At 53.1% G+C, this 14,333-nt stretch carries 12 protein-coding genes; 4 read left to right on the top strand and 8 right to left on the bottom strand.

Annotated features, from left to right (window positions below; translation table 11 throughout):
- Positions 1 to 32: 32 nt before the first annotated feature.
- The gene (gene ribA / locus Q8W22_RS10315) at positions 33 to 665 is read right to left on the bottom strand and encodes a GTP cyclohydrolase II (protein WP_303433867.1); all 633 of its coding nucleotides are present in this window, start codon (positions 663 to 665) and stop codon (positions 33 to 35) included.
- A 232-nt stretch (positions 666 to 897) separates the two neighbouring features.
- Here ribA and Q8W22_RS10320 point away from each other — a divergent pair, with 232 nt between their 5' ends.
- On the top strand, positions 898 to 1,575 hold the full coding sequence (locus tag Q8W22_RS10320) for a zinc metallopeptidase (RefSeq protein ID WP_305452312.1): 678 nt from the start codon (positions 898 to 900) through the stop codon (positions 1,573 to 1,575).
- A gap of 22 nt (positions 1,576 to 1,597) precedes the next feature.
- Here the strand turns inward: Q8W22_RS10320 and Q8W22_RS10325 are convergent, their stop codons facing one another.
- A complete protein-coding gene (locus Q8W22_RS10325; RefSeq protein ID WP_305414408.1) occupies positions 1,598 to 2,068 on the bottom strand; it encodes a phosphatidylglycerophosphatase A in 471 nt (156 codons plus the stop codon).
- A 102-nt stretch (positions 2,069 to 2,170) separates the two neighbouring features.
- Positions 2,171 to 4,390, bottom strand: a complete 2,220-nt coding sequence (locus tag Q8W22_RS10330; protein ID WP_305452313.1) for a primosomal protein N' — start codon at positions 4,388 to 4,390, stop codon at positions 2,171 to 2,173.
- A gap of 188 nt (positions 4,391 to 4,578) precedes the next feature.
- On the opposite strand from Q8W22_RS10330, the gene rpmE reads away from it, so the two are divergent.
- On the top strand, positions 4,579 to 4,791 hold the full coding sequence (rpmE, locus tag Q8W22_RS10335) for a 50S ribosomal protein L31 (protein WP_303433859.1): 213 nt from the start codon (positions 4,579 to 4,581) through the stop codon (positions 4,789 to 4,791).
- 193 nt (positions 4,792 to 4,984) lie between these two features.
- On the opposite strand, the gene Q8W22_RS10340 is transcribed toward rpmE, so the two are convergent.
- The 4 genes from Q8W22_RS10340 to Q8W22_RS10355 all read right to left on the bottom strand — a co-directional run bounded on the left by Q8W22_RS10340 (position 4,985) and on the right by Q8W22_RS10355 (position 9,391).
- Complete coding sequence (locus tag Q8W22_RS10340) at positions 4,985 to 6,382, bottom strand: APC family permease (protein WP_305452315.1); 1,398 nt, start codon at positions 6,380 to 6,382, stop codon at positions 4,985 to 4,987.
- 38 nt (positions 6,383 to 6,420) lie between these two features.
- Positions 6,421 to 7,713 carry an FAD-binding oxidoreductase gene (locus Q8W22_RS10345; RefSeq protein ID WP_305452316.1) on the bottom strand — a complete coding sequence of 431 codons (1,293 nt, stop codon included), beginning with the start codon at positions 7,711 to 7,713 and terminating at the stop codon, positions 6,421 to 6,423.
- A gap of 47 nt (positions 7,714 to 7,760) precedes the next feature.
- The gene (locus Q8W22_RS10350) at positions 7,761 to 8,180 is read right to left on the bottom strand and encodes a Rid family hydrolase (protein WP_303433853.1); all 420 of its coding nucleotides are present in this window, start codon (positions 8,178 to 8,180) and stop codon (positions 7,761 to 7,763) included.
- Between the two features lie 71 nt (positions 8,181 to 8,251).
- Positions 8,252 to 9,391, bottom strand: a complete 1,140-nt coding sequence (locus Q8W22_RS10355; RefSeq protein WP_305452317.1) for a tyramine oxidase subunit B — start codon at positions 9,389 to 9,391, stop codon at positions 8,252 to 8,254.
- A 252-nt stretch (positions 9,392 to 9,643) separates the two neighbouring features.
- On the opposite strand from Q8W22_RS10355, the gene Q8W22_RS10360 reads away from it, so the two are divergent.
- The gene (locus tag Q8W22_RS10360; protein WP_370693304.1) at positions 9,644 to 10,477 is read left to right on the top strand and encodes a helix-turn-helix domain-containing protein; all 834 of its coding nucleotides are present in this window, start codon (positions 9,644 to 9,646) and stop codon (positions 10,475 to 10,477) included.
- Positions 10,478 to 10,625: 148 nt separating this feature from the next.
- Here the strand turns inward: Q8W22_RS10360 and Q8W22_RS10365 are convergent, their stop codons facing one another.
- Positions 10,626 to 11,273 carry an MBL fold metallo-hydrolase gene (locus Q8W22_RS10365; protein ID WP_370694172.1) on the bottom strand — a complete coding sequence of 216 codons (648 nt, stop codon included), beginning with the start codon at positions 11,271 to 11,273 and terminating at the stop codon, positions 10,626 to 10,628.
- Positions 11,274 to 12,305: 1,032 nt separating this feature from the next.
- Between Q8W22_RS10365 and Q8W22_RS10370 the strand changes: the two genes are divergently transcribed.
- Positions 12,306 to 14,216: a type I restriction-modification system subunit M gene (locus Q8W22_RS10370; protein WP_305452318.1), complete on the top strand. Its 1,911-nt coding sequence runs from the start codon at positions 12,306 to 12,308 to the stop codon at positions 14,214 to 14,216.
- The last annotated feature ends 117 nt before the right edge of the window (positions 14,217 to 14,333 follow it).

Here is a 14,333-nt window from a genome sequence, read left to right on the forward strand (position 1 = left end):
ACAATGGACAGTAGACAGAGACCGGAAAGACCTCAGACCGCCTCATCATCCTGATGAGTCAACGGCGCAACGGCGGTATTGCTGAGCATATGCCCCAGCTTGCTGGCCTTGGTGGTGAGATAGCCATCGTTGTACGGGTTTCTGCCCACTTCGATGGCCACTCGCTCAATGACTTTCACACCGGCTTCTGACAGAGCCTTCACCTTGCGCGGGTTGTTGGTCATCAGGCGCACGGCATGAATACCCAAATGGCTCAGCATGGGTTCACACATGCTGTAGTCACGCATATCGGCACCAAACCCCAGCTGCTCATTGGCTTCGACCGTATCGGCGCCCTGATCTTGCAGGTGATAGGCACGGATTTTGTTCAACAGACCAATGCCACGGCCTTCCTGACGCAAGTACAGCACCACGCCATGGCCTGCCTCTGCCACCGAACGCATCGCTTCTTCAAGCTGATAACCACAATCGCAGCGCATGCTGAATAACGCATCACCGGTCAGGCACTCGGAGTGAGCACGGGCGAGTACCGGCTCGCCGTTGCCAACATCCCCCAGCGTCAGTGCCACATGCTCTTTGCCGGCAACGGTGTCTTCAAATCCGTGCATGGTAAAGACGCCAAATGGCGTTGGCAGCTTGGACGATGCAATGTATTGGATACTCAAGGCTCTCACCTCCGATAAAACAAGCGGCGTATTCTATCAGCACGAACCATAATCCCCCAAACTTCCCTGACCTTAAAAACGGGACTTGTTGGTGTCACAATGGCACATCGCTGCTTCTGGCCTTGGCAAAGGTTCGAAAATGGCATACATCACCTCGAAACAGAGCATTACGAGGGAATTCTTCCAGCGTCGTAAAGCGTCTGGTTAACACACTGTTGCACAGGATATATAGATGCTGATGATCGCCGGGGTCGTTATTTTGCTGCTGGTACTGGTTTTGCCGGGGTTATGGGTACGCCACGTGCTGACTCGTCACAGCTCGGTGCGTGACGATTTTCCCGGAACCGGGGGAGATATGGCCCGGCACCTGATCCACAAGCTGGAGCTGGAACAGGTGGTGGTCGAAGCAACAGAACAAGGCGACCACTATGACCCCCAACAGCATGCCGTGCGACTGACCGCCGACAAGCTCGATGGCAAGTCGCTCACCGCAGTAGTGGTGGCGGCCCATGAAGTAGGCCATGCCTTGCAGCACCAGCGTGGCGAGCGGATGTTCTCCTGGCGTCAGGGGCTGGCAGTACTGGCGAGCTGGATGCAACGGCTGGCACCAGTGGCACTGTTGCTGTCGCCCTTGCTGCTGGCGGTACAGCCCGGACTGTCACGCTGGACATTGTTGATTGCGGTACTGGCGATGAGCATCAACACCCTGGTGCATCTGGTAACCTTGCCGGTCGAGCTGGATGCCAGTTTTAACAAAGCCCTGCTGCTGTTACAGCAAGGCCAGTACCTGGATGACGCCGATATGCTTCATGCCCGCACCATTTTGCGAGCCGCCGCCCTGACGTACGTTGCCGGTTCCCTGATGAGTCTGTTGAATATCTGGCGCTGGTTGCGTTATTTGCGGCGTTAGAGCGGGTGTTAGATCAGCCCCCTCAGATCAACACCCAGGCCGCCAGCTGCAAGCAGACCAGAGCGAAGATACCTGCCAGTACATCGTCAATCATAATGCCAAAACCGCCTTCGACCTGTTCATCCAGCCATTTGATCGGCCAGGGCTTGAGGATGTCGAAAAAGCGGAACAAGACAAACCCCGCCAGAATCCATTCCCAGCCAGACGGCAGGGCAATATAGGTAATCCACAAGCCGATCCATTCATCCCAGACAATACCCGGGTGATCATGTACCCCCAGGTCGTGCGACGTTTGCTGGCAAAGGTAAACGCCAAAGGCAAAACCGGCGATCAGGATACCGAGATACGGTAACAGGGGAATGTCCGCCAGCAATAGCAGCCAGACCGGCAGCGCTGCGATGGTGCCAAAGGTGCCCGGTGCTTTGGGGGCCAGACCAGAACCCAGGCCAAACGCGAGCCAATGTGTCCAAGATGTTAATTGCGTGCGAGCCACAGGTTACTCCGTTGACAGCGACCAGAATAAAGCAGCGATGATAAAGAGATGACGGCAGGACCGCCAGTTGGCCGTGTGGTTATTTGGCTGGATTCACCCAGGCTAGAGGGTGTCCTGGGGGTCCACATCCAGATGCCAGCGCACCTGGTGAAAGCCTTTTTGCTGGTGGAGAAAATCCACCAATGGATCGAGTACCGCATGCAGCCCTGTGCGTTCGTCACTCAGGAGCTGCAATTGTTGGCGAAAACGTCCGGCGCGGCGTTCCATAATGGCCGGAAACGGCCCCACCAGGACCAGCGGGGTAATACTGGTCGAGTGCGCCCGGTGCTGGGCCGAGAGCGATTGCAGGAATTGTCGTGCCAGCTGCAACAGCTGCTCGGCCAGATGACGCTGGGGCGATTCCGCCCGTAACATGGCCATATGACTGTAAGGCGGCAACTGCCGTTGCTGGCGCTCCTGTAACAGCGCCAGCGCCAGTGCGTGATAACCGTCGTTGATCAACAGGTTTAATTGCGGATGGTCGGCGTACAGGGTCTGAATCCACACTTCGCCCGGATGCTCCGCTCGTCCGGCCCGGCCAGCCACTTGCAAGATCAGTTGTGCCGTGTGTTCCATACCCCGAAAGTCGGCACTGAATAAACCGGCATCGGCATCGAGTACCACCACCATGGTCACCGCCGGGAAATGATGCCCCTTGGCCAGCATTTGAGTACCGATCAATAAGCGCTTGCCGGGGGAATGAATGTCCTCCAGCAACGCATCAAAGGCGTGTTTGTTACGGGCGGTATCGCGATCGACGCGGGTGATCGGCACCTGGGGGAATAACATCGACAGTTCGTCTTGCAGCCGTTCAGTGCCCTGACCCAGGGCTTGAATCTTGTCGCTGTGGCAGTTGGGGCAGAAGCGGGGCACCGCTTGCTGGAAATCACAATGATGGCAGTGCAAATGCGCTGGCGATTGATGCAGTGTTAGCCGGGCGTCGCAGCGAGGGCATTCTGCCAGCCAACCACATTCCTGACACGCCATCAGCGGGGCGTAACCGCGGCGGTTCACAAACACCAGCACCTGGCGGTCAGCGTCCAGATGCTGCTGCATTTTGGCAATCACCGGTTGTGCCAGACCAAAGGTCAATGGTTGATGGAGGATGCTGTGCAAGGTCATGCCCGGCGGCTTGGCCTGACCGGCTCGCTGGGTCAGCTTCAGATGCTGGTAGCGGCCGCTGAGGGCATTGTGCAACGACTCCAGCGACGGAGTTGCCGATCCCAGTACAATGGGAATATTCGCTTGCTTGGCGCGCACCAAGGCAAAATCGCGGGCGGAATAGCGTACCCCATCTTGTTGCTTGAACGAGCTGTCGTGCTCTTCATCGAGAATAATCAGCCCGAGCTCCGGCATCGGCGTAAAGACCGCCGAGCGCGTACCGATCAGAATACGCGCACTGCCGTCACGGCACTGACACCAGGCTTGCAGGCGTTCGCGGTCATTCAACCCTGAGTGTATCAATGCCACCGGCACATCAACCCGCTCCCGGAAGCGCTGCACGGTTTGTGGCGTCAGGCCGATTTCCGGCACCAGCACCAGCACCTGGCGGCCCTGTTGCAGTGTCTGTTTGAGGTGTTGCAAATACACTTCGGTCTTGCCGGAGCCGGTGATGCCTTCCAGCAAGCTGGCCCGGAATTGCTGCCGTGGTTGGTTCAGTTGTGTCAGGGCTTGCTGTTGCTCGTCGTTGAGAGGCAAGTCGTCGCGCCGACGTAAGGACGTGGCGGGTATGGGCAGGCGCTGTTGTGTTTCGATCAGCCCCAGTTGTGCCAGTCGGCGCAGCTGGGCCAGGGTAAACCCCTGGGCCGTCAGCTCGGTATGGGCCCACACGGGCCGCTGTTGGAATAGCTGCCACAGCGCCTGCTGTTGCTTGCCGCGTAAAGACGGTGTTTCATCATGAGCGGTGGGGCATCGCGACCAGCTTTGTTCCAGCGCCTCTTGCAGGGCGCCGCCGCGCCGCAGCAATGCCGGTATCATCAGTTCCAGCACTTCCCCCAGACTGTGATGATAATAGCGCGCCAGCCAGCGCCCCAGAGCCAGCTGACTGGCATCCAGCAAGGGAGCATCATCGAGACGTTCGAGTAAGGGCTTGAGCCTGGCTGTTGGCACATCGGTGGTATGAGCGGTACCGACTACGACGGCGGTCAATAACTGCTGGCCAAAGTTAACCCGCACCCGCTGTCCGGGTTTCCAGGTGTCTTCCGGCTCACCGGCTGAAGGAAGATAGTCGAAACAGCGCCGCAAGGGCACGGGTACAGCGACCTGCACGACGTAAAAAGGCATGAAAAGAACTTGCTGGTAAAAGAGGCTCTGGTATTATGCGCGTCCTTATTGTCTGTGCAAGGGGCTGATGTACGGTTTGGCACCGTCATTGGTTCATGGCGACAGCGAGAATTTGATGTTTTCTTAACAGTAGCGCGGTGCCTGTCCGATGGTCGGAAGGTGGCGGCGTGAAGACCCGAGGTGTTCCCATGAAACAAGATATCCATCCTGAATACGCTGAACTGACAGCTACCTGCTCTTGTGGCAATGTTGTTAAAACTCGTTCCGCCAAGCCTGGCGAAATGTATCTGGACGTTTGCTCCGCTTGCCACCCTTTCTATACTGGCAAGCAGAAAACCGTGGATACCGGTGGTCGTATTGATCGCTTCAACAAGCGTTTCGGTGGTTTTGGCAAGAAGTAATCCCTGTTACTGCCAAAGTCCCGCAACACCAAAACCCGCTTCGGCGGGTTTTTTTGGCCTGGGTTCTGGTTTTTGGGTTCTGGGTTGGGTTTGGAGAGAGTACGACGCCAGTAACAACAATAATGCCGACATCTATTAACAGGGTTAATCATGCCGGCATCGGGATAAACAGGTTAATGACGAATGGTATTGTTTAACTCATATCTGGCTCAAACAAGCCACGCTTCATATAAAATTTTACCCACACGGCAGCAATAATACTTAAAATCAGCAAAATCCCCCCCGTAATGCTATAGACCATTTGAGTCATTTCCGGTGCTGGTGAATTATTCAGAGCAACGTACAGCATCGCGATGATACCCACAATCTGAGGTAGTGGATAAAACGGCGTACGATAAGGGCGTTCATGGTTTGGCATACGCTTGCGTAATACGATGACATTGATATGTGCCACGCTATAAGCCAATAACCAGCTGGTGGTGGCGGCAATAATCAGCATGATCAAGGAATCGATACCAAAGACAAAATAAGGAATCATTGTTAATCCCGCCATCATGACAATACCCACCCAAGGGGCATCAAAACGGTTATGCGCTTTTAATTGTGGGAAAGCCTGGCCTTCATCTGCCATACCTTTCAGCATTCTTGGCACAGCCGCAAGAATTGTATTCATGGTGCTGCACGTGGCGGCCAGTGCCATGACGGTGGCAATAATCAAACCGCTTTGTCCGAATACGGCATTGGCATAATCGAGGAATGGCAGAGGAGAACCCAATAAAGTATCCAGGTCGAGATAAAGGCTGGCACCAAAAATAAAGGCAACAAAAATCGTAAAGATAAAAAACAATGACAAATGCATGGCCATAGGAATACTTTTCTTCGGATTTTTTACCTCACCAATCATTGGGCAAATAAATTCGACGCCCACCATGGTCCATAATGCCAACCCGATCAAGCCAATAAAGTTGCCATCGATAACCCCCGCCATACTCCAGTCAACCGTGGCACCTGTCAGTACCGGGTGTGGTTCAGAAGCACCGGTAATTGCCACCAGGCCGGTCAGGATCAATGCACTGACCAGAATAAATGCCAGAACATTTTGTACCCGGGCAAAGACATCCGTACCAATCAGGTTAGTAATAGTGAAAACCAGCAAAATAAGCAAGGGTACTAATTTTTCTGGTAATACACCGGGTAATAATTCTCCCAGCATGGCATCCACCAAAAACATTTCTACCGGTAATGCCAATACGGCAACCACCACATAACCAGCAAATACAGAAACAATAGCCGGAAAATGCCCAATCGCTTTTTGGGTGTAAGTTGCCAGCGTTCCTTCTTGCGGAAACATCAAGGATAACTCGGCAAAACTCATGGCATTAAATTGCGCCAGTACCAAGGCCGCCACCATGGCAAAGATAAAGCTCAGGCCGCCAATGCCGAGCCCTTGCAGGGCAGAAATCATCGCTCCTTGAACAATCACCAGACCAATACAAATTGCCATCATGGTCAGCAGGCCAATATGGGTCTTTTTATTAGCCCCCGCCAGATCAATCGAGTTTGCCGTTGCTGTGTGTGCAGTACCGCTCATATTCTGTACCTCGTGTGAGTAAAACCGTTATCGGTATTTCAGAGTCGATCAAACCGGTAAGGGTCTGGGTCGATAATGGGAGAAGTATTGGCGACAAGGTCTGCTGCCAATTGCCCTGCTGCTGGCCCGGTACCAAATCCGTGCCCAGAAAACCCGGTGGCGATCGTCAGGCCAGGAATGGCATGAACATGGTCGATCACCGGGTTTGAATCAGGTGTTACGTCAATCACGCCAGCCCAGGATTCTTCGATTTGTGCCTGCTTGAAAACAGGCCAGGCGTCGGCAAGATTGGTTAGCGCCTCTTGATTGAGGGCAGGGTTGGCTGATGGATCCAGCGTACGAATTTTCTCAAGCGGAGAAGGGCGATCGGCTCCCCAGCGGCGTGCCAGGGCCAGGTCCTGCAGAAAAGCCCGGCCTAACGAGGTGCGCAAAAAACTGCGCTGGGCACGGAGCTGGCTGAGATAACGCCAGCCAATCAGCAGATGATCGAGGGTGATGGGAGCATCAAGTGCGCCTCGTTGGGTGATAATAAAACCGCCGCCGTCCTGTTTGCGGAAAGAAAAATCCGGGCCACCCACAGCAATATCGGTTGGCCCTGTCATCGGTGTGGTACGTAACACGGAACAAATCAACGGCAGCGTTGGCAGGGCAATACCCTGATTACCGAGAAAACGCCGTGACCAGGCTCCGCCCGCCAACAACACCTGTTCACACCGGATTTCGCCTTTTTCGGTGACAACACCGCTGATTTTACCGGCCGACCTCACCAATGTTCGTACAGCACAGTGCTGGATCAGGGTTGCCCCTTTGGCGACGGCAGCCCTGGCAATGGCGCTGGTGGCAATCGCGGGTTCGGCCCGGCCGTCCGATGGCGTGTAAATACCGCCAACCCACTGACCCTGACCGTTAGGTACATGCTGATCGATGGCTTGTGGCGTCAGCAACTGAGAGTCCAGAGACAGGTCTTGCACTGAGCGTGACCAGGCTTCGTGCATCGCCATCTGTTCGTCGTTTTTGGCCAGAAACATAATGCCGGACTGGCGGTAGCCGACCGACTGGCCGATACGCTCAGGCATCCCGGCCCACAGCCGGTCGGCCGCCTGTGCCAAGGGCACATCGGCGGCATGACGGCTGGTTTTGCGTATCCAGCCCAGGTTGCGTGATGATTGCTCGCCCGCGATATGGCCTTTTTCCAGCAGCACAACGGGGATGTTACGCTCTGCCAGCGTCAGTGCTGCGGTAACACCGACGATGCCTCCACCAATAATGACCACCGTGGTGGCGTCAGGTAATTGATCTGTTGTGTGTACTGTTTCCAGTGTTTTGGTCATAAGATTGCTGCCGACATCAACGGGTTTGCGGGTATCGCCTGGAACGATCAGGCGATGGACATTTCTTCTACGGTGGCTTGGGAAGCGCCGCGATAGGCGGTGACTTCCAGCTCCATCTTGTAGACGGTTGAACCAAGCGGTGGACAGGTCACCGTGGTGGCCGGATTGATGCCTTTGAACTTCTCGCCAACCAATCCCATCACCGCATGAACATCGGCCGGGTCCTGAATAAACACCCGTGAAAACACCACATCGGCGAGACAGGAATCCGCCGCTGCCAAGGCGGTTTCAATATTGCTGAACACCTGGTGCGTTTGCGCCAGCACGTCCTCTGGGATCTCTTTGGTGTGTGGATTACGGCCCGCAGTATTGGAAACGTAAATCCAGCGATCGACAGCAACGAGGCGGGAATAGCTGCCGATTTCTTCGAATTTTGAGCCGGTTTTCAGTTTTAGAATCTGTGTCATTGGGAATATCCAGGGTGTCAAATACAGTCATGCAGAGGAAATAACGGCGCCGGTCACGACGCCGGATGCTGCTAGCACAATTCAGGGCTATCCCAAAGATTCAGCTTGATGCCAATGCCTTGCTCAATTGCCGTGCGATAAATCACGGTGGCCCAGGCAACGTCTTCGACGGGCATGCCGCCAACCGATAAAATGATAATTTCTTCATCATTCGCCCGACCTGGAGTGGCTCCGGCGGTGATGGCTCCGAGGTCTTCGAGCTGATCCAGCGATAACTTGCCCTCGTCGACCATATCCATAAAACGGGCACCAATGATGGGAATATACTGGTGAGCCGGTTTTGGCACTTCTTCAAACCAGGCTTGATATAAACCGGTGTTATCCAGCACTTTACGGACATCGTTTGTTTCCATTGCATCATCGAGACGACAATACGCTGGCATCGAAAGGAAACAGCCGGGTTTTACCCATTCTCTTTTGACTTCCGGATAACTGGACACATCACCGGTTTCGTTAGAATTGCAATAGGTTACGATATCGGAATCACGTACCACCTCTTCAAGAGTATCGACAGTGGTAATCGTAGTAATTTGAGGGTAGGTTTCCTTAACCCAGCCAATAAAGCTATCGAGGCTTTTTTGCCCACGACCTTTTACCTTGATCGTGTCGATATCCGGGCAAGTGGCCATAAAGGCCGCAATAGACGTTTTACCCATAACGCCAGGCCCCAATAAACCCACCACTTTGGAATCTTTACGGGCAAGGTGGCGTGCACCAACACCAGGAACCGCACCGGTACGATAAGCCGATAGCAGGTTGGCCGACATATAAGCCATGGGAGCACCGGTATCGATATCGTTCAGAATAAACATCAGAATTGAACGCGGCAGGCCTTTTTCACGGTTGGCAATATTGGAGCCATACCATTTCACTCCGCAAGTCTGGAACTCCCCACCCAAATAAGCCGGCATGGCCATAAGACGACGATCGGCAGTAGGTTTTGGCATTGTCGGAAATGGAGATTCTTCGGGGAAGGTAATCATGGCACCGTGGGAATCACTATTCGGGCCAGCCATACGATAATCACCTTTATGTAACAAGGTGAACATGCTTTCCATTGTGTCGACACATTTTTCCATATCCATAACGCCGGCTTTGATCATGTCCGGCTCGGAAAGATAAATAAAATCGATTTTCGTATTCTCTGACATAACAGCACCTTGAATCTGGGAATGAGCACTTCTGTACTTTTATTCAGCTGCCATACGCTCATCAGAATCAATAATGACGGGTCAAACTCATGAGCGAGACGGGCTGAGGAAAAATACGATCCTAGACGTCGAAAAATCATCCGTATTGAACTTTTGCGACATGGAATCAAGAAATATCCACTTCAAAAAATCTGGCACTGGCTTTGCTATGGATTGCGTATCTTCGAAATATCAAGCGAGCGAATCCAGGTTATGTCACATACTTCCCTTGTTCATTGTCTTGCTGGAATTCGTTCCAAACAGCCTTGGTTGGTGCTTAATTCGGCCGAGAGATTTTATCTTTCAGGGTCTGACAATCCGCTCATTTCTCACTTTTACAGTTTTGAAGCCAAAGACTCCGTCGAAGCGACGTTTGCCATACCGGACGGTTGTGTTGATATACTGTTTGACTGCGACAGCAGCCATCCCACCGCCGAAGTTTTTGGCACGCCGATGAAGGCCATCGACATCGACCTGAACAGCCATCACCGTTATTTTGGGGTGCGTTTTGTGTCCGGCACCATGCCGGATTTTCTGAACGTCTCGGCGGAAGAACTGATCGAGCAGCACTTTGCTTTTCAGGAGCTGGTTCCTGAGTCAAATCAAGTGTTTGAAGCGATTGTTGGCAGCGCCAGTTTTGCCGAACAAATTGAAATCTTCGGGCGTTTTTGTGATGGCAAGGAGATGCGGAAATCATCCCGATTGACGACCCAGGCGATCCGCAGTATTTGCGAAAGCCATGGCAGTATTCACATCAACGATCTGGAGGCATTGACCGGATATACCACGCGCTCACTGCAGCGGCAGTTCCGGGCCGATATGGGCATGTCACCCAAGGCATTCAGCCAGATTATCCGTTGCCAATCGGCGGTTTACGACATCAATCACAGTGATCAGGTAGCCTTTTCTGACTTGGCATCCGACCTCGGTTTCAGCGACCAATCCCACTTTTCCAGAGAATTCAAAAAACAGGTGAACACCACGCCTCTGGATTATCTGAAGCGGGTGAAGCACGAAACTTACCTGGAACGGATTCGCTATGTGTGAGCAATCAATGTTCACGGAACATAAATTTGCACTAATTCTGTGCTGAAACGGAGTGATATACACCAGCCTGACGGGATTTAGTGGTTGGCCTGCATGAAGCAATTGGCTCAAATAACCACATTGACCCCAATAAACGCATGAGGCAGAGCTACCCGCGTTGGTCAGCCACAAAAGGATTGCTCTTGCGCTCATGACCAAAGGTTGAACGTGGGCCATGACCTGGGACAAATTCAATCTCATCCCCCAATGGGAACAACTTGTCGCGAATAGAATGGATCAGATCGGCATGGTTTCCCTGCGGAAAGTCGGTGCGTCCAATCGAACCGTTAAACAGCACATCCCCGACCAACGCCAGCTGCTGCTCTGGTTGCACAAATACCACATGGCCCGGCGTATGACCCGGCGTATGAATCACCTCCAGCGTGACATCCCCAACCGTGACCTGATCACCGTCACTGAGCCAGCGATCTGGAGTAAACATCTCAACATCCGGCAGACCAAACATTTGAGACTGCTGTGACAGCGCCTGAATCCAGAAATTATCCCTCTTGTGCGGCCCTTCGATCGGTAACTGGTAACGTTTGGCCAGCTCGGCCGTGCCACCGACATGATCGAGGTGAGCATGCGTCAGCAAGATTTTTTCCGGCTTGGCACCCATGGCGTCGAGTTTGGCGACGATACGATCAATATCGCCACCAGGATCAACAATAGCCGCCTGATGCGTGGCTTCACACATCAGAATGGTGCAGTTTTGCTGAAAGGCGGTTACCGGCACGGTGGCAGTGATCAGGGCCATGGTGGTGTTCTCTCTGACTGGTTGTGATTCTGAAAATTATGATGATGCGGCTGTCGGCCGTGGTGGCCACTGTAGCAGAATTTTTTCAGCGTCGGCGTCTGCTTGTCGGTGCAGAAGGCATTGACGCTGATTCGACGCCGTTGTTCGTCTTCTCGCATGTCGAACCAGAAACCACCTGTTGGTGCCCTGTTTGATGCCTTGTTTGGTACCCGGAACCATTTGGAATCGTCATTTCTTCAACTGACCAAAACAGGCAGTGACACATCATGGCCGACAATACTGATTGTGGATTTCCCAGACAATGATTTTACGACCGCACAGGTCCATGATCAGGTACCGATACCAGTAGCGGTCCTTGACCGTACTCGCACAAGAGCTGATATCCCAACGCCGCCCCTGATTCGGGGCGGTGGCGACACCGAGTCGAGATCATCCGGCAGCCCCCGAAGGGCACGGGTTGCCGCCGTCCAGTGCGGTGTTGACGAATTTGAAAAGGACTCGTCATTTCGCTGCATTCGTCGCCTTGCCCTGAACAACGGCAACACTCGCGCAGAGCCGTGCAGGATTAAATGGATGTCCCCTACAGGCTTGTAGTCTTTCCGTGCACCAAAAAAACTCCACGTTCAGGATAGGTGCTGGCCACAATTATTGGGATTCAATCCAAACAGGCCGAGACCAATCATAATCGTGATAAAGTAATCAACCGCTATAAAAACCGTTACTGATAATTAAAAACCGCTTACCCATCAGCGCGTAATGGTCTGTATTTTCAACCGACCAGAAAAATAACGTGGAGAAAACATGGCCGCAATCACCCGACCTGTTTGAGGTGGCAAACACACCATACGCAGTAGCGATGTGGTATGAAAAACCAGCCTCAGCCATACCACCTTTCTGCCTTACCAATAAACCGTATAAAAGGTGGGTTTAAACGCGTTGGATATAATAGTGAGAGTCATTTCACTACAAATAGCATCAACTTTGGAACGTATACCGGCCTCAAGCCTGTCGTCTGAAAATCAAGGAACCCAAATGGCCATCAAGAAAACTGAACTCTACTCCTCACTTTGGGCCAGCTGCGACGAACTGCGTGGCGGCATGGATGCCAGCCAGTACAAGGACTATGTACTGACCCTGCTGTTTATGAAGTACGTCTCCGACAAGTACAAGGGCGATCCCTACGGCATGATTCTGGTGCCCGAAGGGGCCAGCTTTGACGATATGGTGGCGCTCAAAGGCGACAAAGAAATTGGCGACAAAATCAACAAAGTCATCAGCGCGCTGGCCGAAGAAAATGACCTGAAAGGCGTGATCGATGTGGCCGACTTCAACGACGAAGACAAGCTCGGCAAAGGCAAGGAAATGGTCGACCGTCTAGGCAAGCTGGTGGGTATTTTTGAAGGGCTGAATTTAGGTGATAACCACTCCGATGGCGACGACTTGCTCGGCGACGCTTACGAATACCTGATGCGCCACTTTGCCACCGAATCGGGCAAGTCCAAGGGGCAGTTTTATACCCCGGCGGAAGTGTCTCAGATTTTGTCAAAAGTGATCGGTATTACTACCGATACCCCCCAGGATGCTACCGTCTATGACCCGACCTGCGGCTCTGGCTCACTATTGTTGAAAGCCAGTGATCAGGCCCCCCGGGGGCTGTCGATTTTCGGTCAGGAGATGGACAACGCCACCAGCGCCCTGGCGCGCATGAACATGATCCTGCACAACACCGCTACCGCCAAAATCTGGAAAGGTAATACCATTTCAGACCCGCAGTGGAAGGAAGTCGGGAGCAACGGCAATACCCAGTTAAAAACCTTCGACTTTGCTGTGGCCAACCCGCCGTTTTCCAACAAAAACTGGACCAGCGGCCTCAACCCGGAAGCAGACCCGTTCAACCGCTTTGTGTGGGGCATTCCGCCGGAGAAAAATGGTGATTACACCTTTCTGCTGCACATCCTCAAAAGCCTGAAAAGCACCGGCAAGGGCGCGGTGATCCTGCCCCACGGCGTGCTCTTCCGTGGCAACGCTGAAGCCCGCATCCGTGAGAACCTGATCAAACAGGGCTACATCAAGGGCATAATCGGCCTGCCCGCCAACCTGTTTTACGGCACCGGTATTCCTGCCTGCATCATCGTTATCGACAAGGAGCATGCACAGGCCAGAGTCCTCAGCGCCACTGGTGAAGCCAGTGAAACAAAGAGAGGCATCTTTATGGTGGATGCCAGCAAAGGCTTTATCAAAGACGGCAATAAAAACCGCCTGCGTGCCCAGGACATCCACAAGATCGTCGATATGTTTACCCACCAGCGGGAACTGCCCGGCTACAGCCGCAGGGTCTCTCTAGGTGAAATTGCCGCCAACGACTACAACCTGAATATTCCCCGCTATATCGACAGCAGCGAATCGGAAGACCTGCACGACCTCAGCGCCCACCTGAAAGGCGGTATTCCGAATCGTGACATCGATGCCTTAGAGCGTTACTGGCAAGTCTTCCCCAGTATTCGCGCCACTCTGTTCAAGGCAACGCATAAGGGTTATAGCGAGGCGTTGGTGAAAGCCGCCGAGGTGAAAACCACCATTCTTAACCACGACGAATTCAAAACCTTTGCTGCACAAAGTTTAGTGCCGTTTACCGATTGGGCGCAGCGCTCAAACCTGCAAGGCATTGAGCAAGGTGAGCTGCCGAAACAAATTATCCATCGCATCAGAGAAGACTTATTAGAAAGCTATTCCCACAATTCGCTGCTCAGTAAATACGACATCTACCAAATCCTTATGGATTACTGGGCGGATAGTATGCAAGACGATGTCTATGTGTTGGTTCAAGAAGGATGGCCTGCGGGCAAAGTACTGCGCGAACTGGTGGCCAAAAAAGGTGAAAAGCTTAAAGAGGCTCCCGATTTAGTGATTGGCAAAGCCAAATACAAAGCCGAACTGATGTAGTGGTCAACTAATCCCGGACAGTATTTTAAAGTTTTCCTCAGCTGCAACGGGCGAAATGCCGTCGTTGAATGTATGAGGTCGCTGCCGGTTGTAGTAGTCCATCAGATAACCACCAAC

The sequence above is a fragment of the Oceanobacter sp. 1_MG-2023 genome (assembly GCF_030689025.1).
GTDB lineage: Bacteria > Pseudomonadota > Gammaproteobacteria > Pseudomonadales > Oceanobacteraceae > Oceanobacter.

What these genes read in the sequence shown, in the direction of transcription:
- Q8W22_RS10320 (WP_305452312.1), top strand. Translation starts at nt 898, where the DNA reads ATGCTGATGATCGCCGGGGTCGTTATTTTGCTGCTGGTACTGGTTTTG.
- Q8W22_RS10330 (WP_305452313.1), bottom strand. Translation starts at nt 4,390, where the DNA reads ATGCCTTTTTACGTCGTGCAGGTCGCTGTACCCGTGCCCTTGCGGCGC.
- rpmE (WP_303433859.1), top strand. Translation starts at nt 4,579, where the DNA reads ATGAAACAAGATATCCATCCTGAATACGCTGAACTGACAGCTACCTGC.
- Q8W22_RS10340 (WP_305452315.1), bottom strand. Translation starts at nt 6,382, where the DNA reads ATGAGCGGTACTGCACACACAGCAACGGCAAACTCGATTGATCTGGCG.
- Q8W22_RS10345 (WP_305452316.1), bottom strand. Translation starts at nt 7,713, where the DNA reads ATGACCAAAACACTGGAAACAGTACACACAACAGATCAATTACCTGAC.
- Q8W22_RS10350 (WP_303433853.1), bottom strand. Translation starts at nt 8,180, where the DNA reads ATGACACAGATTCTAAAACTGAAAACCGGCTCAAAATTCGAAGAAATC.
- Q8W22_RS10355 (WP_305452317.1), bottom strand. Translation starts at nt 9,391, where the DNA reads ATGTCAGAGAATACGAAAATCGATTTTATTTATCTTTCCGAGCCGGAC.
- Q8W22_RS10360 (WP_370693304.1), top strand. Translation starts at nt 9,644, where the DNA reads ATGTCACATACTTCCCTTGTTCATTGTCTTGCTGGAATTCGTTCCAAA.
- Q8W22_RS10365 (WP_370694172.1), bottom strand. Translation starts at nt 11,273, where the DNA reads ATGGCCCTGATCACTGCCACCGTGCCGGTAACCGCCTTTCAGCAAAAC.
- Q8W22_RS10370 (WP_305452318.1), top strand. Translation starts at nt 12,306, where the DNA reads ATGGCCATCAAGAAAACTGAACTCTACTCCTCACTTTGGGCCAGCTGC.